At 66.3% G+C, this 19751-nt stretch carries 19 protein-coding genes, 1 tRNA gene and 2 pseudogenes; 9 read left to right on the plus strand and 13 right to left on the minus strand.

Annotated features, from left to right (window positions below):
* The first annotated feature begins 218 nt into the window (after positions 1-218).
* Positions 219-1715, plus strand: a complete 1497-nt coding sequence (locus ACIRHA_RS20690; protein WP_403847553.1) for an amino acid permease — start codon at positions 219-221, stop codon at positions 1713-1715.
* A gap of 99 nt (positions 1716-1814) precedes the next feature.
* Positions 1815-1887, plus strand: a tRNA-Lys gene (locus tag ACIRHA_RS20695).
* A 148-nt stretch (positions 1888-2035) separates the two neighbouring features.
* Here ACIRHA_RS20695 and ACIRHA_RS20700 read toward each other — a convergent pair.
* Positions 2036-2395, minus strand: a pseudogene (locus ACIRHA_RS20700) (site-specific integrase); the annotation flags it as partial.
* On the opposite strand from ACIRHA_RS20700, the gene ACIRHA_RS20705 reads away from it, so the two are divergent.
* Positions 2339-4120, plus strand: coding sequence for a hypothetical protein (locus tag ACIRHA_RS20705; RefSeq protein WP_403847556.1), 1782 nt, complete (start codon positions 2339-2341; stop codon positions 4118-4120). The pseudogene ACIRHA_RS20700 and the gene ACIRHA_RS20705 overlap by 57 nt on opposite strands.
* A 41-nt stretch (positions 4121-4161) precedes the next feature.
* Here ACIRHA_RS20705 and ACIRHA_RS20710 read toward each other — a convergent pair whose 3' ends face one another.
* The 4 genes from ACIRHA_RS20710 to ACIRHA_RS20725 form a co-directional block, all read right to left on the minus strand.
* The gene (locus ACIRHA_RS20710; protein WP_403847558.1) at positions 4162-4722 is read right to left on the minus strand and encodes a hypothetical protein; all 561 of its coding nucleotides are present in this window, start codon (positions 4720-4722) and stop codon (positions 4162-4164) included.
* A gap of 28 nt (positions 4723-4750) precedes the next feature.
* Positions 4751-5449 carry a class I SAM-dependent methyltransferase gene (locus ACIRHA_RS20715; RefSeq protein WP_403847561.1) on the minus strand — a complete coding sequence of 233 codons (699 nt, stop codon included), beginning with the start codon at positions 5447-5449 and terminating at the stop codon, positions 4751-4753.
* Positions 5450-6370, minus strand: a complete 921-nt coding sequence (locus ACIRHA_RS20720; RefSeq protein WP_403847564.1) for an aminoglycoside phosphotransferase family protein — start codon at positions 6368-6370, stop codon at positions 5450-5452.
* A gap of 86 nt (positions 6371-6456) precedes the next feature.
* Entirely contained in the window at positions 6457-7212 is a 756-nt protein-coding gene (locus tag ACIRHA_RS20725; protein ID WP_403847567.1) for a hypothetical protein, read from the minus strand.
* A gap of 230 nt (positions 7213-7442) precedes the next feature.
* Here ACIRHA_RS20725 and ACIRHA_RS20730 point away from each other — a divergent pair, with 230 nt between their 5' ends.
* The 4 genes from ACIRHA_RS20730 to ACIRHA_RS20745 all read left to right on the plus strand — a co-directional run bounded on the left by ACIRHA_RS20730 (position 7443) and on the right by ACIRHA_RS20745 (position 10462).
* On the plus strand, positions 7443-8798 hold the full coding sequence (locus ACIRHA_RS20730; protein WP_403847570.1) for a tetratricopeptide repeat protein: 1356 nt from the start codon (positions 7443-7445) through the stop codon (positions 8796-8798).
* Between the two features lies 1 nt (position 8799).
* Positions 8800-9333, plus strand: coding sequence for an NUDIX domain-containing protein (locus tag ACIRHA_RS20735; protein ID WP_403847573.1), 534 nt, complete (start codon positions 8800-8802; stop codon positions 9331-9333).
* Between the two features lie 27 nt (positions 9334-9360).
* Positions 9361-9690, plus strand: a complete 330-nt coding sequence (locus ACIRHA_RS20740) for a hypothetical protein (RefSeq protein WP_403847576.1) — start codon at positions 9361-9363, stop codon at positions 9688-9690.
* 643 nt (positions 9691-10333) lie between these two features.
* Positions 10334-10462: a hypothetical protein gene (locus tag ACIRHA_RS20745; protein ID WP_403847579.1), complete on the plus strand. Its 129-nt coding sequence runs from the start codon at positions 10334-10336 to the stop codon at positions 10460-10462.
* Positions 10463-11222: 760 nt separating this feature from the next.
* On the opposite strand, the gene ACIRHA_RS20750 is transcribed toward ACIRHA_RS20745, so the two are convergent.
* Positions 11223-12452, minus strand: a complete 1230-nt coding sequence (locus tag ACIRHA_RS20750; RefSeq protein WP_403847582.1) for a hypothetical protein — start codon at positions 12450-12452, stop codon at positions 11223-11225.
* A 106-nt stretch (positions 12453-12558) separates the two neighbouring features.
* Between ACIRHA_RS20750 and ACIRHA_RS20755 the strand changes: the two are divergent.
* Positions 12559-13001: pseudogene (locus tag ACIRHA_RS20755) on the plus strand (NUDIX domain-containing protein).
* A 114-nt stretch (positions 13002-13115) separates the two neighbouring features.
* On the opposite strand, the gene ACIRHA_RS20760 reads toward ACIRHA_RS20755, so the two are convergent.
* From ACIRHA_RS20760 to ACIRHA_RS20780, 5 genes are all read right to left on the minus strand, one after another.
* Positions 13116-13433: a hypothetical protein gene (locus ACIRHA_RS20760; protein ID WP_403847584.1), complete on the minus strand. Its 318-nt coding sequence runs from the start codon at positions 13431-13433 to the stop codon at positions 13116-13118.
* Between the two features lie 262 nt (positions 13434-13695).
* Positions 13696-14289: a hypothetical protein gene (locus tag ACIRHA_RS20765; RefSeq protein ID WP_403847587.1), complete on the minus strand. Its 594-nt coding sequence runs from the start codon at positions 14287-14289 to the stop codon at positions 13696-13698.
* Between the two features lie 868 nt (positions 14290-15157).
* Positions 15158-15985 carry an alpha/beta fold hydrolase gene (locus ACIRHA_RS20770; RefSeq protein ID WP_403847712.1) on the minus strand — a complete coding sequence of 276 codons (828 nt, stop codon included), beginning with the start codon at positions 15983-15985 and terminating at the stop codon, positions 15158-15160.
* Positions 15986-16160: 175 nt separating this feature from the next.
* Positions 16161-16373 carry a winged helix-turn-helix domain-containing protein gene (locus ACIRHA_RS20775; RefSeq protein ID WP_403847591.1) on the minus strand — a complete coding sequence of 71 codons (213 nt, stop codon included), beginning with the start codon at positions 16371-16373 and terminating at the stop codon, positions 16161-16163.
* 319 nt (positions 16374-16692) lie between these two features.
* Complete coding sequence (locus ACIRHA_RS20780) at positions 16693-17634, minus strand: LysR family transcriptional regulator (protein WP_403847594.1); 942 nt, start codon at positions 17632-17634, stop codon at positions 16693-16695.
* Between the two features lie 89 nt (positions 17635-17723).
* On the opposite strand from ACIRHA_RS20780, the gene ACIRHA_RS20785 reads away from it, so the two are divergent.
* Positions 17724-18368, plus strand: a complete 645-nt coding sequence (locus ACIRHA_RS20785; protein WP_403847597.1) for a LysE family transporter — start codon at positions 17724-17726, stop codon at positions 18366-18368.
* A gap of 130 nt (positions 18369-18498) precedes the next feature.
* Here the strand turns inward: ACIRHA_RS20785 and ACIRHA_RS20790 are convergent, their stop codons facing one another.
* Both ACIRHA_RS20790 and ACIRHA_RS20795 read right to left on the minus strand, forming a co-directional pair.
* Complete coding sequence (locus ACIRHA_RS20790) at positions 18499-18987, minus strand: hypothetical protein (RefSeq protein ID WP_403847600.1); 489 nt, start codon at positions 18985-18987, stop codon at positions 18499-18501.
* Positions 18988-19220: 233 nt separating this feature from the next.
* Complete coding sequence (locus ACIRHA_RS20795; protein ID WP_403847603.1) at positions 19221-19508, minus strand: hypothetical protein; 288 nt, start codon at positions 19506-19508, stop codon at positions 19221-19223.
* Between the last annotated feature and the right edge of the window lie 243 nt (positions 19509-19751).

Raw genomic sequence — 19751 nt, forward strand, 5'->3', positions numbered from 1 at the left:
GCGCGGGCGGGGGGGGGGGCGCGCCCCCGCCCGCCCCCCCCCCCCCCGGGCGGCCGCCCCGGCGGGGGGGGCGCGGGGGCCGGCGCCCCCCCCCCCCCCCCGGGGGGGGGGGCCCCCACGGCTCTTTTCTCGTACGGAGCGCAACAGGCATCCCCCGTACGCGAGTTGGGACCTGATCGGCCGCATGCGGGGTGCCCGGTGCGGGAAACGCTGGTGGCATGACAAGTGACGCCAGCAGACCCACTGACGCGAAACGGTCAGCCGTCGCGGCGGGCTCCGACGAGGAGCGCCTCGCCCAACTCGGCTACACGCAGGTCCTCGCCCGCCGCATGTCGGGCTTCTCGAACTACGCCGTCTCCTTCACGATCATCTCGGTCCTCTCCGGCTGCCTCACCCTCTACCTCTTCGGCATGAACACGGGCGGCCCCGTGCTCATCACCTGGGGCTGGGTCGCCGTCGGCCTGATGACCCTCTTCGTGGGACTGGCGATGGCCGAGATCTGCTCGGCGTATCCGACGTCGGCGGGGCTGTACTTCTGGGCGCACCGGCTCGCACCGGAGCGCAGCGCGGCGGCGTGGGCGTGGTTCACCGGCTGGTTCAACGTCCTTGGTCAGGTGGCCGTGACCGCCGGCATCGACTTCGGCGCGGCTTCCTTCCTCGGGGCGTACTTGAACCTCCAGTTCGACTTCGAGGTGACACCGGGCCGCACGATCCTCCTCTTCGCCGGGATCCTGGTCCTCCACGGACTCCTCAACACCTTCGGCGTACGCATCGTCGCGTTCCTCAACAGCGTCAGCGTGTGGTGGCACGTGCTGGGTGTCGCGCTGATCGTCGGCGCGCTCGCCTTCGCGCCGGACAGCCACCAGTCGGCGTCCTTCGTCTTCGGCGAGTTCGTGAACAACACGGGCTGGGGCAGCAGCGTCTACGTCGTCCTGATCGGCCTGCTGATGGCGCAGTACACCTTCACCGGCTACGACGCGTCGGCGCACATGACGGAGGAGACGCACGACGCGTCGACGGCGGGCCCGAAGGGCATCGTCCGCTCGATCTGGACGTCCTGGATCGCCGGCTTCGTCCTCCTGCTCGGCTTCACCTTCGCGATCCAGTCGTACGAGGGTGCGCTGAACTCGCCCACGGGGGCGCCGCCGGCCCAGATCCTGCTCGACGCCCTGGGCGCGACGAGCGGAAAGCTCCTGCTCCTGGTGGTGATCGGTGCCCAGCTGTTCTGCGGCATGGCCTCGGTCACGGCCAACTCCCGCATGATCTACGCCTTCTCGCGCGACGGAGCGCTCCCCTTCTCCCGCGTGTGGCACACGGTGAGCCCGCGCACCCGCACCCCGGTCGCGGCGGTCTGGCTCGCGGCGGCGAGCGCCCTGGTCCTCGGCCTGCCCTACCTGATCAACGTCACCGCGTACGCGGCCGTGACCTCGATCGCCGTCATCGGCCTCTACATCGCGTACGTCATCCCGACGTTCCTGCGGCTGCGCAAGGGCGACGCGTTCGAGCGGGGGCCGTGGCATCTGGGCCGCTGGTCGACGGTGATCGGTGTGGTGGCGGTGGCCTGGGTCGTCGTCATCACGATCCTGTTCATGCTGCCGCAGGTCTCCCCGGTCACCTGGGAGACCTTCAACTACGCGCCGATCGCCGTCCTCGTGGTCCTCGGATTCGCGGGCACGTGGTGGGCGGTATCGGCCCGGCACTGGTTCCTGCGCTGACGCTCCGTCCGGCGCGCGGAACCCGGGATGCCGATACCCGATCGGCCTCCCGGTCTCGGCGGGCTATGCTCGGGGGTGCGTCGGCTCAGGTCGGCGTGTGGACCCTTAGCTCAATTGGCAGAGCAGTGGACTTTTAATCCATTGGTTGTGGGTTCGAGTCCCACAGGGTCTACCGGTGTACGTGGACACGGTCCACGGGTAGTACGGGCGGCGCCCGGGTCGGCTTCGGTCGGCTCGGGCGCTTCTTCGTTCGCGAGCCATTGCGTGAGCGATGTGTGAGCGGATGGGTCGGCCGGCGCCCGGACGGACTGCTCCGGAGCAGCAGATTTCGGCACACGGGAGGCGCGGGGGATCAGGCCCGCCGCCTTCTCCGCGATCTCCCGGTCGAGTTCCGGCAGCAGGCCCGTGTGGATGTCGCCGCCTCCGCCGTGCGTGAGCGTCGCGGCCACGTGCCGTAGGTCCCGGAGGGTGATGGGCGGCAGGTCCGTGGTGGCGAGGATCCGGCGGAAGGACGCGGAGAGCGTCTCGGGGTGCAGCCAGGAGCCGTCTTCCTGGGTGAAGACCTTGCCCGTGTTCTGCCAGGCCGGTCCCCACTCCGCGCGCTCCTTGTCCTGGCGGGCCGTGTGTTCGCTCAGGACGAGGACGTTCATGCCGGCGAGCGCGATGGTATCGGCGCTGCCTCGCCCGGCTGCGGGTTTGTGGGGCAGGTGATGTTCGGCGTAGCAGTTCGCGCGGCGTCCCGCCTTGCGGACAGTGGCCACCGCATCGTTGGCCTGCTTCGCGGAGTTGAGTTGGCGACCATCGCGCTATTGGGTCATCTGGCGAAAAACGCAATACTTCGGATTGGCTGTACAAAGGTGCCAGGTTGGTCGACAATCTGTTTTTTATGGTGTGAACTAGATCGCGAGGTGCTAGTCATTCCCAGTCACTTGTTGTCGTCGCGACCAATGGTCGGCCGCCCAGTCGTAATCAAGCATTCCCGGGTGAGGAATTCGCTTTGCTGGGCTTTGCCGGTCGCTATGACGCTGCTTTTCGGGCTCTTCCGGATTACGCGCGACGGCTCCATTTGGCGCGATGAAGCCGTGACCTTCAATATGGCGCAGCGGGCCCCGAGCTCACTGTGGGACACAATACTCAACTCCGACGCGGTGCATGGGCTGTACTACTTTCTTATGCACCTCGTATTCGGCGTATTCGGTGCGAATGTTTATGCGTTAAGAGTTCCATCGGTCATCGCTACGGTGGCGGCAGTTGTGGGCGTGGTCGCCCTCGGGCGTAGGCTGGCTACGCCTCTTTTTGGGTGCGTTGCAGGTCTGATATATGGGCTCCTCCCTCTGGTTCAGCAGTACGCCCAGGAGGGACGTTCGTATGCCCTCGTAAGTGCGCTGGTAATTTGGATGACCTACGTGTTCACTAGTGCCGAGTTATGTAGTGGACGCCTGTCACAAGTTACCTATTGCCTACTCGGTGTTTTCGCTGTAAATCTCCATGAGTTCGCAATCCTGGCCGTAGCGGCGCACGGGGTATCGATACTTTTGAGCGAGAGTGGTTGCACCCGTAGGGATACTCTCCGCATCTGGACACTCATCTCACTGCCTATCCTCGCCGCGGTGGTGCCCGTAGCTTTTATCAGTTTCCAGCAATCGGAGCAGGTGGGCTGGATTGGGTGGCCCGAGCCTGCCAGTCTCATCATTTTCGTGATTGGCACGTGGGCAATCCACAAACTTCGAACAATCTCTGACCCGGGGCCCCGCGCCACCCGTTTGTACTCGCTGAGTGCAAGCTTGATGGCTGTCCCAGCGGGACTTCTACTAATGGCTGGTATCTATCAGCCGATGTATGTAGACCGCTACGTCCTGTATGGCATGGCCGGTTTCTCTCTGGCGGGTGCTGCCTTATTGACGCGCGCGTGGGAATTTTGCGCAGGACCTCAGAGAACCAGGCTGATTCTCGCTATCATGCTATGCCTGCTCGCTCTTATCCCGCAGTCTCTTTCTTTGCGTCGCCCAGAAAGTCGTGTGGACAACGCATCGGCAGTCACGAAAGTCGTGGAAAAGGTCAGCCGATCGGGCGATGGCATCCTGTACATCCCAGGCCGTCGACGCGTGTGGACGGCAGTGACGCCGAACGCGTATGGCCATTTGAAGGACTTGGCGCTCGCTCAAAGTCCGAGTGGTTCTCATACCCTCTACGGTGCAGAGGTGGCTGCCGGGCAGGTACAAGAGCGAGTCATCTCATCGCGCCGAATTGTTACGCTTGAGGACCCGGAAACCCCAGATATTCGCTCTGAGGAGCAGGAAGATGCGGCGAAACGGAGAGTCCTCAAGAACTTTTACACACGCTGCAGTTCGAAAGAAGTGCGCGGCGCCTTGATTAATGTGTACGTACGCGGAGGGTGCAGCTGATCTGGTTGTTGGCGGGGCCCGCCGTCGAGGGGGCCTGCCTGCTATGCCGCTGCTGCCGTTGGCGGTTGTTGCGTGAGGCTCGCGGCCCAGGTGACCACCGTCAGGAGGTGCTCGGGGAACAGGCCGGTGTGGGCGCCGGGCTGCACGAGCAAGGTGGGCGCGCCTGCCGCAGTGCGCTGGGCAGCCCACTCGTGGTCGAGTGCGGTGAAGTCGTCGTCGATCCATGCGGCTGAGGAGCCGCCGAGCAGGGTGTCGACGTGGTCGCGTTTCCAGAGGTAGCCGTTGGGGTGGCTGGTGGTGATGTCCGGCCGGGGGAGGTCGATGTACGGCAGCGGTGGCAGGCCGAGGAGCGGTCCGATGAGAGTGGCTGCGTCCTGACGCCAGCTGGTGCACCAGGTCGGAGTCGTCAGGCCGGAGCGGATCACGTCCATGAGGAGGGCCCCGTGAGCTGGGTTGAGCCAGACGGTCACTGGGTTGTCGGCACTTCGGCCAGTGGGGACGACGTCGTGGCGGAGGTGTGTCGCGGGGGTTGAGCCGTGGTCGTCGTCAGGGAAGGGGATGAGGACCCCATCTATGTCGATGAGGAGGTAGGGCGGGCACATTGGTTCCTCCGGCTCGTGGGGGGCGGTGTCAGAGCTTGTGCGCGGTGATCAGCAGGGTGGTGGGCCAGGGCCCGTGGCGGCCGTCGTGGAAGTCGTGCGCGGAGGTGATCCGGAGGCCGGCTCGGATGAGGTGCAGTTCCCAGCGTTTGGCGTCGAATTCCCAGCGCACCAGGGGGAGTCGGGTGCGGTCGGGGAGGGTGACGTGGTCGCGGCGGGGGCGGTCGTCGGTGGTGGTGCGTCGGCCGCCGCGTTGGGGGTGGGGGACGGAGAAGGCGAGGGTGCGGCCGGGTTTGAGGTGTGCGGTGATCGCCGGCAGGAGCAGGTTCGGGGGAACGAGGCCGATCGCGCCGAAGACCGAGTAGATGGCGTCGAATTGTTCGTCGGACGCCTGGAGGTAGTGGAGGGCGTGGCCGGCGGCGAAGGTGAGGCCGGAGAGGCGGCCGTAGTGGGCGCGGGCCCGGCGGATCTGGAGGCCGACGAGGTCGACGCCGGTGACGCGGGCACCGCGGCGGGTGGCGAGGTGGGCGGCGTTGTGTCCGGGGCCGCAGCCGAGTTCGAGGACGCGGCGGTGGGCGAGGTCGTGGCCGAGGATCTCCGCGCCGGGGCCGAGGCCCGGGCGGGTGGTCCATTCCATCCGGGCGGGGACGGGCAGGGGCTCGGCGGATGCGGCCACTGTGCGTTGCAGGGCGTGCGCGTGCCACGGGGAGGGCGCTGGTGCCGCGGGCATCTAGACCTCCAGGAGGCGGAGGACGTCGGTGAGGTGGCGGCGTACGACCTTGGTGTACGCGGGGTCGGTGGCCGGGTCGTTGATCCAGCGCGCCGCCTGCTCCATGAACCACTCCACGCTCCAGATGCGCTGCCATCCCAGGGCCCATTGCTCGGCGGGGAGTTCGCCGCGTGGGGCGAGGGCGTCGGGGGTGCCGCCCGCGGCGACGTATCGCTCCATGAAGGCGCGCAGACGGGCCGGGTCAGGGTCCTCGATCGTGCCGTGCCAGCTGGCCAGGTCGAGCAGGCCGGGGCCGGTGAAGGCGCGGGCGAAGTCGAGGAGGCGCCAGGTGCTGCCGCGGCCGATGTGCAGGCTGGTGGGATGGAACTCGGAGTGCACCCAGCCGAACGGGGCGAGGGTGGCACCGCTGGCTCGGTGCGGGGCGGCTCGGGCAAGGAGTTCGAGGGCCTGCTCGATGTCGTCGGTGTCCTCAGCCGCCCAGCGGTCGGCCTTGCGCAGGGCGCGGAGGTGGTCGAGGGCGCGGACGGGGAGGGCGCGCAGCCCTTCTTCGTCGAGAAGCGCGAGCGGTGGGGCGGTACGGGCGCTGTGTACGACCACCGCTGCCGAGGCGCCGTCGAGGTCGTCGGCTTCCCGGAACGCCGTTCCGAGGTCTTCGAGGAGCATGCCGAGCCGGCCTTCGCGCACCGCGGAGACGTACACCTTGGGCACGGGGATGCCGAGGGTGTGTGCGAGGCGCAGGGCCTGGTCCTCGCTGTCGAAGGGGCGCTTGGCGTACTTGAAGATCGCGGTGGTGCGGTCGGGGAAGGTGGCGCGTTCGACACCGGACATCGACCACACCCTCACCTCCTCGCGGGCGGGGGTCGGGCGGCCTGTGGCGGTGCACAGGTTGTGGAGGAGGTCGGCGGTGAGGGACTCGTCCATGGGAAGTGCTCCTGTAGTTCCTGTACGGGGTGAGGCGTCCGGGGCGGGAGCAGCAGCGCGTCCCGCCCCGGAGCCTGTCGGAGGGGCTAGGCGGCCGGGCGGTCGGTCACGCGGTGGGCGTAGACCTGTTCCATCCATCCGGCCTTGAACTGAGCAAGGTCACCGCGGAAGTTGGCCATCGAGGCACCGTAGGGCGCGACGACGCCGCCGGACTGGTCCGGCACGGACTGGCAGCCGTGGACCAGGCGTCCGCCGAGGGCGGCGTGGGCCTTGATGGACTCGATGCGGCGGTGCTCGTTGAACCAGCCGCCGTGGTAGACCTCGTCGAGCAGGCCGCCCATGGCGTCGTCCAGGTCGAAGACGACAGAGGTGGCGGCGGGGAAGAACCAGCAGGGGCCGACGTTGGAGATGTGCCCGTCGAGCTCGACCTTGTTCAGGGCCATCAGCGTGGCCGCCTCGCGCAGCATCCGCAGGTGCTCGGCGGTGATCTGCGGCAGGCCGAGCGAGGCGAGGTGCTCCTCGCGGAACAGGTACGCGTACACCTCGTACGCGGTGGCCAGCACGCGTGCCGCGTCCAGGGTGGAGCGGGCGTGCTCCCTGATGAAGTCGAGGGCGAGCTGTTCGACCGCGCTCTCGGTTGTCTCCTCCACGTGCAGGAGCTTGTCCTTGACCAGCTCCCAGTCGGCGACGAGCCAGGTGCTGGACTCGAAGCGGAAGAAGTACTCGGCCGGGTCGATGGTGATGCGCCGGCCGTCGACCTGGATGCCGGGCAGGCGGCTCCAGCGCTCGTCGAACGCCTCGGGCAGTACGGCCGTGATGGCGGTGGTGTCGATGGTGGTCACCGTGTCTCCGTCTCTTCTTCGGCCGGGTTCGGGCACAGGAATGCCCGAACCCGGAGCAGGCGTACGGAACTTGGGACCGCCCGGACCAGGAGGGGAGCCTGGATGGTGGTCGGAACCTGGAACCGTTCCGGGTGGCTGATGATTAGTGAACCTCTCGTCACGCTCAGTGGGTACGGTGAAGGGCAGTGGAAGCGGTATACGCGGTTTACAGCTCCTGATCGGGGGAGGTCGTGCCAGCGCCCAACCAGCCCAACTCGCCTCTACGAGACGTGATCTCCACCAGCCGGTGCACCTACGACGCCCTCGCGAAGGACGTGCGCCGGATCGCCGCCGAGAACGGCGAGATCCTGCAGACCAACAAGTCCGCGATCTCCCACTGGGTCAACGGTGCACGTGAGCCGAGCGGCCGGATGGGCCAGTACCTGGCCGAGGCGCTCTCTCGGCGTCTCGCACGGACCGTCACGCTCTCCGAGATCGGCCTGCGCGGCCCGACGGAGACGCCGGCCGATGACGCTGACCCGGTCCTCGCCGCTACGGAGTTGGGCCGCGCAGACGTCGACCGACGACGCTTCCTGGGGATCGCTGCCTTCACCACCGCCGGGGTCGCGATGCCGCTCGCCTACGACCACGAGGCGACGTCCCGCATGCTCCGCGCCCGAGTCGGAAGAGTCCTGGTCGGGTCCGAGGACGTCGAGGTCGTACGGCAGATCACCACCGCGTTCAGCTCGGCCGATGAGCGTCTCGGCGGCGGCCACGGCCTGACCACCGTCACCGCCTACCTCGCCGACACCGCCGCCCCCATGCTCCGCGCCCGCTTCCCGAACGAAGCCCTACGCCAGGCAGCCTTCGGCGCGGTCGCCGAACTCGCCTACCTGGCCGGCTGGAAACACCACGACCTCGGCCAGGAGGGCGCCGCCCAGCGCTACTACCAGGTCGGCTACCAACTCGCCTGCGAAGCGGACCAGAACGGCCACGCCGCCTGGATGATGCGCGCCCTCGCCCACCAGGCCCTCAGCCTCAAACAACCCCACCACTGCGTCGACCTCGTCGAAGGCGCCCTCACCCGCGGACTCGGCCACGTCGACGGCCAGACCGAAGCCCTCCTCCACATCACCCACGCCCGCGCGTACGCCGCCACCGGCGAGAAGCCCGCCGCCGCCCGCGCCCTGCTCGCCGCCGAGGACGCGCTCCTCCGCGAGGACGGACCGCAGCCCAGCTACTCCCGCGTCAGCGGCCCGGCCGCCGGCACCGTCGCCAGCCACACCGCCCGCACCCTCACCGACCTCGCCGACCACCCCGGCACGGAAGTCCAGCACCGAGCCGCACTCACCCGCTGGGATCCAGTCCAGTACAAACGCGTCCACGCCCTCACCTACGCCGACCTCGGCGACAGCCTCGCCGCCCAGGCCCGCGCCGACGAGGCCGTTGCCGCCTGGTTTCAGGCCCTGACGCTGATGGAGGGCATGACCTCCGACCGCACTCGAAAGGCGATCACGTCGCTGCGCTCCACCCTCGCGATCTACCAGCGACGCAAAGTGCCTGGAGCCGCCGAACTCGCCCACCGCGCACGCGAAGCACTCGCCTAACATGCCCAGCAACCGGCCGATGAAGGGACGCACAGTGGCTCAACCGACCACCGACGATCAGCCCAAAGCACTCAAGCCCGCACTTGAATCCATGACCCTGCTGGTCGCCGGCGTCATCGTCCACGACAAGGCCACCAACCGCGTCGTCCTGCTGCAACGCAGCGAGAACGCCAAGTTCGCCCAGGGAATGTGGGACCTCCCCGTCGGCAAGAGCGAGCCAGGGGAGCCGATCACGCAGACCGCGGTGCGGGAGCTGTATGAGGAGACCGGCCTGGTCGTGAAGCCAGAGGCGCTGAAGGTCGCCCACATCATCCACGGGGCGTGGGGAGTTGAGGCACCGAACGGATTCTTGACCGTCGTGTTTGCGGCGCACGAGTGGTCAGGTGAGCCGGAGAACCGGGAGCCTCGGAAGCATGCACAGGTGCGGTGGGTCGACGCCGATGCAATCCCTGAGGAGTTCGTCGACACGACCGACAGCGCGTTGCACCGCTACCTGGAGAGTGGCCCGGAGGTTTCTCTCGACGGTTGGAAGTGACTGAGTCGACACAGGTTGGTCCGGCCCTTGGCGGTCTTCACGCTCTTCACCGAACCGCAGATACTGAGTGGCATGACTTTGTGCTCACAGGAAGAGTTCGAGGGTGCAGCCCAGGCCATCTCGATCCTGCATGAGGAGACGGTCTCCAGCAGTTTCGCCCGCCGGGCGGAAAATGCCGCAGCAGACCTCTGTTCGGGTGCCGGTCCTGAGCTTCTGCACATCCCCACGGAACTGCATCAGTTGATCGACCAGGCCCTCGAGATCGGGTACGCGGCGGCGCTGAAGGACGTACGGGCCGGGAAGTTCGATGGTGACATCCCACAGTGGCGGCCTGAGCTGGTCGAAGGGACAGCTTGAGCGAGGGAGCCAGTCGGACGACTGTGCCCGCATACGTCTACGCCGGGACGAGCTCTCCCAGCGCATCCCTCAGCGCAGGTGTCTGTGGTGTCTAGGCACGCCGCGCTTAGCGACCAATGCGGCATGGGGCGGGTGGCTACGCAAGCTGCGTCACGTGGATCGCGCGCGTTGTGTGTGCTTGGGGGGCATCTAACTACACACATGCATAAGTGAGTTCAGTGTCTCGGATATGCGGACACTGAACCGATGGAATGGGTCTCCCGAAGGAGGCCGCCGCGCGGCCAGGAGTGGTGTCCTGAAGGGATGCAGGGGCACCAGAAGACGAACGCGGTTCAGCCATGCCGGGCGGACGGATGCAGGCAAGCAGAACCTTCACACTCAAGGCACAAGCGGAATGATCACATAACTCACTTTCCAGTAAGGCGAGTTGCAATTCGAACAGAAGTGCGGCATCAACGGCCGTGTGGCTACGGCTAGTTGGAGTAGCCGCATGCTGCATTGGGGCCGTGTGGCGCCCGTATGATGATTCGTGTTCCACCAGTTCTTCCCCTCAGGTCCCGTCACCCGGTGATGGATCTGTTCGCCGGAAGTGGCGGGTTGTTCCGCCCGTCAGGGCACCGTCGGAAGAGCTGGAGGAGCACAGGTGGACGACGAGAACGAGCAGAAGCTGCGCAGGCCCTGGACCCGCCCGGAGTGGTGGCAGATAGGGATCGATGTCGCGGGGCTGCTGCTGGGGATTGCCGCCCTCGTGGGCCAGTACCTCGTGCGGTAGCGAGGTCCACACATGAACCCGGCGGGACCGGAGCCGCTCACGCAGCGAGCCCGGCCTTCTGAAGCGCGGCCGGGCTCGTGAACTACTGCGCGGAGGGCCTGACCTGGATGGAGCCAGGGAGGGCCCTCCGACACTTATCTTTGCTGCTACCTACGGTCGGCAGGCAACTTTAAGTGTCAGGTCGATGGTACAGCGCGGGGAACGCCTTCTCCATTACGGATTTCCAAGCCGGTTGGGGGAGACGTATAGGCCGTCCTGCCGCCAGACGGATGTGCCCGATCACTTCGCTGAGGGCGTCGCATACCAACGCCGAGTTCAAGAGCGCCCGTAGCTCCGGCGGGCGTGACGGCCGTCATGACGGTCTCGCCGTACCAGCGGTGCGCGCCCTGTCGTGTCGTCAGGCGCCAGCCAACGGTCCTTGGAGCAGTCGGTGCGGATCGTCGCGGCCGTGATGCCGGTCGCCTGCTCTATCTCGCGGGCGGTGTAGCGACGACGAGGCTCGAGTTCGGCGGCGGGCCGTATGAAGTGCTCGATGACGGCTTGGTCGACGGCGGCGGGCCGTAGGTGAGGCTGCAGCAGCGCGTCGTAACGGGTCCCCTGGTTGCAGGTCGCCTCCCACAGGGCCTACGAGGAGAGGGGGCAGGAAAGCCCCTCTGACCTGGTACTAAGCGCACCTTCTGGTTTTGGTCGAAGGGGCGCTTAGCCGTTGCCGAGCTGATGCGTGAGCGGACGCCGCGAGATGGAGCAGCATCCAGCGCTACTACTGCGCTGGGTCGGCAGGGACGGATGATGCTTCCAGGGCTTCTTCGATGGCCGCTACGGCGTCAGTAAGCCGACGGTAGACCGGCGCCGAACGTCCCATGCGCTTCAAGCCGTGCTGCAACGGATCGCGCATGTGCTTCTCGCAGACGACGACGTCTGCGTATCCGGCCGCGCAGGACAGGTAGATCATGTCCGTCAGGTCATTAGGACGCCACGTCGTGCCCTTGTTGAGGTGCCGACTGTGAAGCATCTCCCGGAAGAGGCCGACAGCCGGAGACTCGCCAATGGCCCGCACCCATCCCCTGAAGCCCCACCGCCGGAACAGTTCTTCTGTTACATCTGCCGCAGCTGCCTCCTCGGCCAGGTCCTGCTGCAGGTCCTTCACGAGATGGATGTCGATGGCCCTGCGCTTCTGCTGTGAGTCTTGATCCAGCTCATCCAGCCAGTCACTGAACCGCTGGCTTTCCGCAGTCCAACCGGTGTCCGGTCCCTCCTCGACCCTCTGAGTGTCGAGCATGGCATCGATGGAGACGGAAGCAGCGAGCAGCGCATTGGGTTTGAAAACAAAGTGGTTCGGGAACGTCGACGGCAACTCAGCACCAACCCAGCGGGTAGGGGAGTAGAGAGCATCCGGGGCGAGGGTGAAGACCGGGGCGTTGCGTACGCTGCCGGGCCGATCTAGTCGGTGGCAGAAGACATCGTGAAGCTCGTTTCGTCTGACCTGCAACGGATCACGCATCTGCCAGCCCCGGCTGTACTGCAGAACCGTCAACCCGAGGTCGTAGCGCTTGTCGGTGCTGAACCGTTTGCCGGTCTCGTAGTAGTGGCCGGCAGAAGCGGGCAGGACGATCCGGCGTTGGTCCACCCACTCTCTGAGCCTTCGGGCAGCGGCTCGATCTGGCTCGCTGCTCTTCGGCGCGCCGTGGACAGCGTTGCTCAGCAGGCTCCACTGATTCTGGTCGAGGTACACGACGAGTCGTTCTGCCAGCTGATCAGTGACCCCCTCCAAGGGCATTTCGAAGAGAACCTGATCGCCGCTCAGGGTGGTAGCGAGGAGGGCTGCTAAAGCCGGGCTGAAATCCAGTCTGGCTATGACGCTCGTGCCCTCGAACGGGGAGGGATCCAGAGGAAACCGGGCCTCCTTCCCATCCGAGCGGGTGAAGATGGTGCACGACGCCGCGCGGTCCATCGTGATGAGCGTGATGGATGGATTGCTTTCGTTTTCCACGACAGCAATCTTGCGGTGCTTCTCCTCAGAGTGTGACGGGATTTGATTCCGTGACCGTCTCCTTCTTGCGGGATCGGGGGGCCAGCTCAAGCCCGCTCTCGAATCCATGACTCTGATGGTCGCCGGCGTCATCGTCCATGACAAGGAAACCAACCGCGTCGTGCTGCTGCAGCACAGCGAGAACGCCAAGTCGGCCCAGGGCATGTGGGACTTGCCGGTCGGCAAGAGTGAGCCCGGCGAGCCGATCACGCAGACCGCGGTGCGGGAGCTGTACGAGGAGACCGGCCTGGTCGTGAAGCCGGAGGGGCTGAAGGTCGCCCACATCATCCACGGAGGGTGGGGAGTTGAGGACCTGAACGGGTACCTCACCGTCGTCTTCGCTGCCCATGAATGGTCCGGCGAGCCCGAAAACCGCGAACCTGGCAAGCATGTGCAGGTGCGGTGGGTCGACGCCGATGCCATCCCTGAGGAGTTCGTTGATACCACCGCGAGCGCGCTGCATCGTTACTTGAGGGCGGTCCGGAGGTATCCCTCGACGGTTGGAAGTGACGAGGGCGGAGAACAGGAGGGCATAGCCTCTGGCGGCTTTCACGCTCTTCACCGAACCGCAGAAGATGACGTCGAGCCCGCTGCATAGCCTCTAGCCCGTGGCTGAATTGTTGCTCAGTCTCCGAAGGGCACGCTGCCGTTGCCACGGATGCTGAGCCCTGTTCCGTCCGGGGTGGAGTCGGCCACGAAGAAGGTGCGTTCTTCGCCGTTAGCCAGCCTCAGCTTTGGCTCGTCGGCCTGGCTGATCGCCCAGACTGCCGTGTCGTCAGTGATGTCGATGGTGCCGTACCAATCTGTAAGGCCGTCCTCTGTGGTGGTGTCGTTGAACGCCCGGGCAGTGATCCGGGTGGTGTGGCTCGTGAGCCGTGCGTGCACGTCGTATGCGGTGCCGTCGGCCAGTACCGACGCATGGTCGTCGTTGCAGTGGGCCATATGCGCAGTGTGCTCGTTGTCAGAGTGGGTGGCCGTCGCAACTACCACCGGCGTGAGGCTCTTTGTGACCGTGTGCCGGGCATGTGGTTACGGCGTGCGGGGTTGCATCGGCGGTGTGCGCTGCAGGTGTTGGCGGGGTCGAGGTTGCGGTCGATGTTGTGCTCGCAGATCCAGCCGGGGTTGCTCTGGCTTCGGATGGTGGTGGTGCGGCGACGGTAGGGGCGCCCGTTGCGAGGGTCTGAGGCCACGGGCGCCGTCCTCGCTACGCCTTGGGGATGGACCACTCGATGGGGTCTCTGCCCTCGGGGCTGTAGACGATTGTGTCGGGCCTGGTGCCCTTCTCTATCGAGAAGGTGATCTTTCCTCGGAGGCAGGTGCCGGCCTTGATGAGCTCGCCGTCACTGGCGTACTCGGGCTTCGGGACCCCGGAGCCCGAGAGGATCGGGGCTTGCAGGCGGGTGTCGTCAGGGAAGCCGAGGGCCCATGGTTCCTGGGATACCCCGAAGGTTGCGCTGTTGGTGTCGGCGCAGGCTTTGACTTCGAGGACTGCCCACACGGGGTTCTTGAAGTCGGCAGCGTCATTGGGCAGATCGACTTCGGCGGGTTGCATGTAGCTGAGCGCGGTCGTGGTGCCGCTGACCTTGCCGCCGTCGTTGTTGGTGTCGCGCCAGTGGGTTCCGCTGCCGAGCTTGAGTGGGGCGTCGGCCTTGGCCTTGCCGGCGGGTGTCTGGTCGGAGCGGCTTGAAGACTTGACCGGCTTGCTGACGCTGCCGTGACTGCTGGTGCTGCTGCAGGCGGCGCAGGTGGTGATGAGTAACCCTGCTGAGAGCAGGCCAATGGCCCGTCTGGTGTGCATTATCCCCCCTGGGATGAGCTGTTGAAGCTGCATCATCTGGGACGAAGGAGATCTTTAGGGGGGATGTGACGTTCCCGTGACGCGACGAGCCCGGCCTGTGTTTTGGCCGGATGTGGCAGTCCGATCTCTTCGCGGGCGACGGCCCGAGCCGCATGAAGGTCAGAATCGTGTTGCACGCGTGGTCGTACCGGCCGGCGATCTCGGACAGCGTCTCGCCCTCGGTTGTCGGCTCTACCATGACGGTCCGGCCCTTTTGGCTGGGTGAGGCCGGCAGTCTTTCGCGAGCGCCTTGAGGTGTCTGGGCTCCGGCCTGGGGCTGCCGGTCGTTCACTTCCGATCCTGCAATAGGGGCACCCGCGATTGGAATCTGACTGACGGGTGAGCCAGCCTTCCCGCCCGATCTGCCAGATGCCGAGGATTTGATCGCGTTCCTGGCGACGACCAGGGATGCGGTCACCTCGAGTGATCGGACCCCGTGCCACCCGGCGGCGAGTGGGGCGAGGTAGAGGACTCCATGCGTGAGCGGACGTAGCCCCACGGCCCGTCATGCAGTGGTCCCAGCTATCCAGCACTAGCTGTCTGACCTGCTATTTCCGGACAACGGATCAGTGTCCGCGACTACCCACCACAAGATCGCGGACACTTCCATTCCATTGGCGGTGGGTTCGAGTCCCCCTGGGGCTACAGGGGTAGGGCTGCGTTCGCTTCGTGGGTGGACTGGTGCGCAGTCCCTCGTCTCGCAGCCGTTCAGTTCCGCGTCATGCAACTGCTCGCTTTGCCATCTTCGCCAGAGCGGCCCGGTCCCCCATCACATACGGGACGGCATCGCCCTCCCACAAGGCCTTCCCCCGACGCTCATCGAACTGGTTCAGGAGCCCCCGTTGATGAGGGCACGGATGTGGGCGGCGATGGCTGCTGGTTGTTCGGAGGGTGCGTCATGGCCGGCCTGTACGTGGACGAGACGGCTTTCCTGGATTCCTTCGGCCAGTTCGTCCGAGTGGCTGGGCGCGACGAGTATGTCCTGGGATGCGGAAATGACGAGAGTGGGCACGTCGAGGTTCGGAAGGTCGGTACGCACGTCGATTCCCAGAGCAAGGTCGATGTGCTGTCGGGTGCCCGGCTGGAGCCCAACACCGACTTCTTTTGCAATCCGATCGATATCGTCACCATCCAGCTGAGCCAAGCCGGCCGGTCCGCTAGAGAGATGCATGAGGTAGCGGCCGAGTACCTGCGGATCCCCGTCCATCAGGTCGCGCCAATTACGCAACGCCAGACGCAGCCGGTCGTCCGGCTTGGCGAACCCGGTGACCAGTGCCAGTGTGGCGGTGCGCTCTGGGTGACGGATGGCGTGCCGCACTGCGATCGCGCTGCCCATCGAGTAGCCCACGACGCAATAGCGTTCAAGACCGGCGTTCTCGGCCGTCATGGCGATGTCGTCAGCGAGGCTGTCCAGGTTGAGCGGACTGTCGGGCAGGGGGCTGAGACCTGAGCCGGGGTTATCGACGGTAATGACGTGATGATGCTCGGCAAGGTGTTCCGGCAGACTGCCCCAGCTCGTAGCGAGGGAGCCGGCCACCCCATGGACCATCACCACTCCCTCCCCCTGGCCATGTGCACGGTGGTGGAGAACAACAGGCCCTGCAGCGGACGGGATTGACACGGTGCTCCTCTGTTCAGGATCAATGGGCAAGCACACGCCACCGTACGATTCTGTTGAACCTGCCGGTCGAGGGGGATGGCTCCGAACAGCCGCCGAGTGACAGCGGGCGGGATGCGAGCTGGGGAGGTCTCGTTCCGGAGGGGAGCCGCACCACAGCCGCACCCGATCGAGCGCATCCTCGACGAGGCTGACTTCCTGCACGCTTTCGGCGCTAGCTACCGGCGGCATCGTGCCCGCGACCGCCTGCCGAGCGCCGCCGCGGTGCTTCCACCTGTGTCCAGGTCTCCTTCACCCAGCCGGTGATGGCCTCGTCGTCGCGCTCCAGGGCGCGGCTGGCCGGGATCCGGCAGGAGAAGCCGTGCCGGATCAGCAACTTGCGTACGCCCTGGATGGTGTAGCTCTGGTGGAAGCGTCGCCCGATCACGGTCTTGACCCTGGTCGACGCCCACGGCTGATCTGGCCACCCGTGCGCCATCGTCCCCTTGCCCAACTCCGCCTCCAGCAGGCCGAATTGGTCCTCACTCAGACGCGGAGGCGACGCCGAACCCGTCAAGCGCAAAGCTCGCGGGCCGCCCTTGGCCCACGCCAGACGCCATCGCTGCACCGACCGGACGCTGACCCGTAGATCCCTCGAATGCCCGCCGCTCGTCCGTCAGCCCATCGCCCTGTGCGTACCTCATAGAAACGGCGTATTGCGAGGATCAAGGCTTGTCAGCAGCTACGACTCCACGAGTTCAATCTCACTAGCCCTGACAAGAGTTGATGCTCGCCTGTCGGTCCTGATCAGTGGCGGCGACTACACGCAGCGCAGCCAGTCCGCGGGCAATCACGGGGTGTTCCTCGCTGCCGCGCCGCACGCAGGCGACGAACCGCCGCACCGGCGCAGCGGCGCCGCGCAGCGGCACCCGCGCCAGCTCAGGCTGCTGTGGAACCGGTGCCAGGCGCGGTACCAGTGCGATCCCGAAGCCGTGTGCGACCAGTGCGGCTACCGCGTACCAGTCCACTGCGGCGTGCGCGGTCCGCGGGACGAACCCGGCCGCTGCGCCGGCTGCCGTGAGCAATTGCTCCTGATCGAGGGGGTCCCCTGCCCTGACCCAGGTCTCCTCTGCGGCCTCCGCCAGGTGGATGCCGTCCGAGCGTTCCGCGAGGCGATGTCCGATTGGCACGAGTACATCCAGGGGCTCCTCAAGTAGGGGGAGTTGGGTGAAGCGTGCATCGTCCTGCGCCGGGCCGCCGGGAGCGGGGATCACCACCGCGATGTCGGCACGCTCGGTGAGCAGCAGGTCGTACCGGTTCTCGGCGTGATCCTCGCTGATCTCCACTGTGGTCCGCGGATGCTCGTCCAGGAGGCGCCGGGCGGCGGGCGCTATCACTGCCGCGATGGCCGTAGCCGCTCCGGTTATCCGCAGCCGCCCCGCTTCGTCTGCCCCGTAGGTCGCCAGCTCGGCGCTTGCCTGTTCCCAGCGTGCGAACAACGCATCGGCGTGCCGGATCAGGGCTTGCGCGGCGGGCGTGAGGCGGACCCGCCGCCCGTCCGGTTCCAGTAGTTCGACGCCCACCTGGACGGCGAGTTGACGCAGTTGCTGGGAGACGGTGGACGGGGAGAGGTGCAGCGCGCGAGCGGTTGCGATGACCGTGCCCTGCTTGTGCAGGACCCGCAGGGTCTGGAGCCGGGGATCGATCATGTGGCCATCCAATCATTCGGTCAAGCCGCATGGTTATAGGTGGAAACATTCGATAGACACGTACGCTTGTAGCCCCGGAGACTTCCTGCATGGTCGTCTCCGAACTCTTCACCGATGCGTTCCTGCCGGGGCTGTGGGCCGGATATGCCCTCGCTGTGCCCGTCGGCGCGCTCGCCGTCCTCCTCGTAAGCCTCACTGCCCGAACCTCCCTGCGGGTGGGCGTCTTAGCGGCACTCGGTGTGGCCACAGCCGACGGTCTCTATGCGGTGCTCGCCGTGCTCGGCGGGGCAGCACTCTCCAGGACCATCCAGCCCGTCACGGGCCCGCTGCGCTGGGTTGCCGCCACGGTCCTGCTGGGGTTGGCGGCCCGTACAGCGCTGAGGGCGGTACGGGAACGGGGTAGTACTCCGGACGCCGCGGTCCCGTCCGCCCTGGGCCGGCCGACGCGGGCCTATCTCGGCTTCCTCGGCCTGACCCTGCTCAACCCCTGGACCATCATCTACTTCTCGGCCCTCGTACTGGCCGGACCTGCGGGCGGAGACGTCAACGGGTCGGCCCGCACTGCGTTCGTCGCGGCCGTCATCGCCGCCTCCGCGAGCTGGCAACTGCTCCTGGCCACGGGTGGAGCCGTACTGGGCAGGGCGCTGACCGGCTCACGGGGGCGGTTCATCACCACACTGGTGTCGAGCGCCGTGATCGGTGCGCTGGCCGTGAGCCTGGCAACCACGCCGTGAATGCCTCTGGCGTCCAGGTCGTTCGTCCAGTTGGGCGCTCCACCTGGACGCCATGAACCACGCCCGCTCCACAGAGTGTGGGTCAACGGCAGACGGGATGGGAGCTGGGGTAGGTCCGTGGTTGAGATGGTCAGACGAGGGATGACCGGATCCGGCCGATGGCGCGCAGAACCTCATCTCTGTTCTTCGCACTCTTGATCCAGGTTGGTAGCCGCGCGACGAGCGTCATCTTTTTTACTTCCGCATCCCACGGGGCTCGTTCACGCAACGGCGCCTGTACGAACTGGCGGATCAGCTCCAGATGCTCCGGGTTGTAAGCCCACAGCCAGCCGTGTCGCGTCTCTGCCTGCAACCACAACGGCAGACCGAAGTGGGGGTCTGTCGCTTCGCCTCGCCCCCGGAAGAGGCGGAACCCTCCCCCGGCAGCGTCTCGCGACAGGCCGCATGCCCTGCAGACGAGACGGCGGCGCGCAAACACCGAAGGAATCGCGCCCTCAGCCGCAGACGCGACCGGGGCAACGTGTGCAATCCCAGTGCACTTCGGACAACGCACGAGCACATGATCGATGAAGTGGTATTTCGTGTGCCGGGCGTCTCGAAACCGCTGCGGCGAGAGCATGACGCCAGTATGCAACCCCTCCGCCGGCCCATGCCCATGCACGTAAAGAGCGTGCCCCTTCCGTGCCCGATCAGGCGGGGAATCACGGGGAACTACGGTCGCTCACAGCGAGGAGGAACGAGGAAGACCCCCGACCGATCCTGCCGGTCAGGAGCCTTCAACCTGCGCGGTGGGTGTGGGATTTGAACCCACGGTGACTCTCGCCGCGACGGTTTTCAAGGTGGCTCAGATGCCTACAGGAAGAGTCGGACTATCTCGGCGACGAGCAGTCGCAGCGACAGCGGGACGAAGCCCCAACCGGCCAGCCGGACCGTCTCGGCGGCGAACGGGTACAGCGACACCGCAATGAAGATCCAGCCGACCAGCCGGAAGACCCCTCCGTAGCGTTGCTCTGCCGCCTCGGATGGTGGCCCCAACTGCGGCTGGTAGTGGCTGCTCCGGAGCCCGCGAAAGTCCCGGACGATGGCTGTCCCCAGCGCCACGAAGGGGATGGCAATAGCGAGGTATATGAGCCAGTCCATGTCCGTACGTTAGATGTGACAGCTCGATGCCCTCGGGGATCCGTGCCAGACCCGTGCCAGGTTGGACGGGGAACTGCGGACCACAGACCGCCGACGCCCAAGGCCATTCCGAGGCCTATGCGATCCGGCTCCTGGACGCCCTCGACGAGGCAGGCCCGCATGTGTGAAGCCATGACGGCAACCGGCTGACGCCAGCGCGATAGAACTTTCCCTACTTCATCAAGCCCCGGCTGCGCTCCGCTC

This window comes from Streptomyces sp. NPDC102360 (genome assembly GCF_044766085.1).
Taxonomy (GTDB): Bacteria; Actinomycetota; Actinomycetes; order Streptomycetales; family Streptomycetaceae; genus Streptomyces.

Coding starts and splice junctions, on each gene's coding strand:
- ACIRHA_RS20720 (WP_403847564.1), bottom strand. CDS start 6,370: ATGGACGAGTCCCTCACCGCCGACCTCCTCCACAACCTGTGCACCGCC.
- ACIRHA_RS20715 (WP_403847561.1), bottom strand. CDS start 5,449: ATGCCCGCGGCACCAGCGCCCTCCCCGTGGCACGCGCACGCCCTGCAA.
- ACIRHA_RS20760 (WP_403847584.1), bottom strand. CDS start 13,433: ATGGCCCACTGCAACGACGACCATGCGTCGGTACTGGCCGACGGCACC.
- ACIRHA_RS20710 (WP_403847558.1), bottom strand. CDS start 4,722: ATGTGCCCGCCCTACCTCCTCATCGACATAGATGGGGTCCTCATCCCC.
- ACIRHA_RS20790 (WP_403847600.1), bottom strand. CDS start 18,987: ATGCTCTCGCCGCAGCGGTTTCGAGACGCCCGGCACACGAAATACCAC.
- ACIRHA_RS20785 (WP_403847597.1), top strand. CDS start 17,724: ATGGTCGTCTCCGAACTCTTCACCGATGCGTTCCTGCCGGGGCTGTGG.
- ACIRHA_RS20765 (WP_403847587.1), bottom strand. CDS start 14,289: ATGCACACCAGACGGGCCATTGGCCTGCTCTCAGCAGGGTTACTCATC.
- ACIRHA_RS20795 (WP_403847603.1), bottom strand. CDS start 19,508: ATGGACTGGCTCATATACCTCGCTATTGCCATCCCCTTCGTGGCGCTG.
- ACIRHA_RS20690 (WP_403847553.1), top strand. CDS start 219: ATGACAAGTGACGCCAGCAGACCCACTGACGCGAAACGGTCAGCCGTC.
- ACIRHA_RS20780 (WP_403847594.1), bottom strand. CDS start 17,634: ATGATCGATCCCCGGCTCCAGACCCTGCGGGTCCTGCACAAGCAGGGC.
- ACIRHA_RS20735 (WP_403847573.1), top strand. CDS start 8,800: ATGCCCAGCAACCGGCCGATGAAGGGACGCACAGTGGCTCAACCGACC.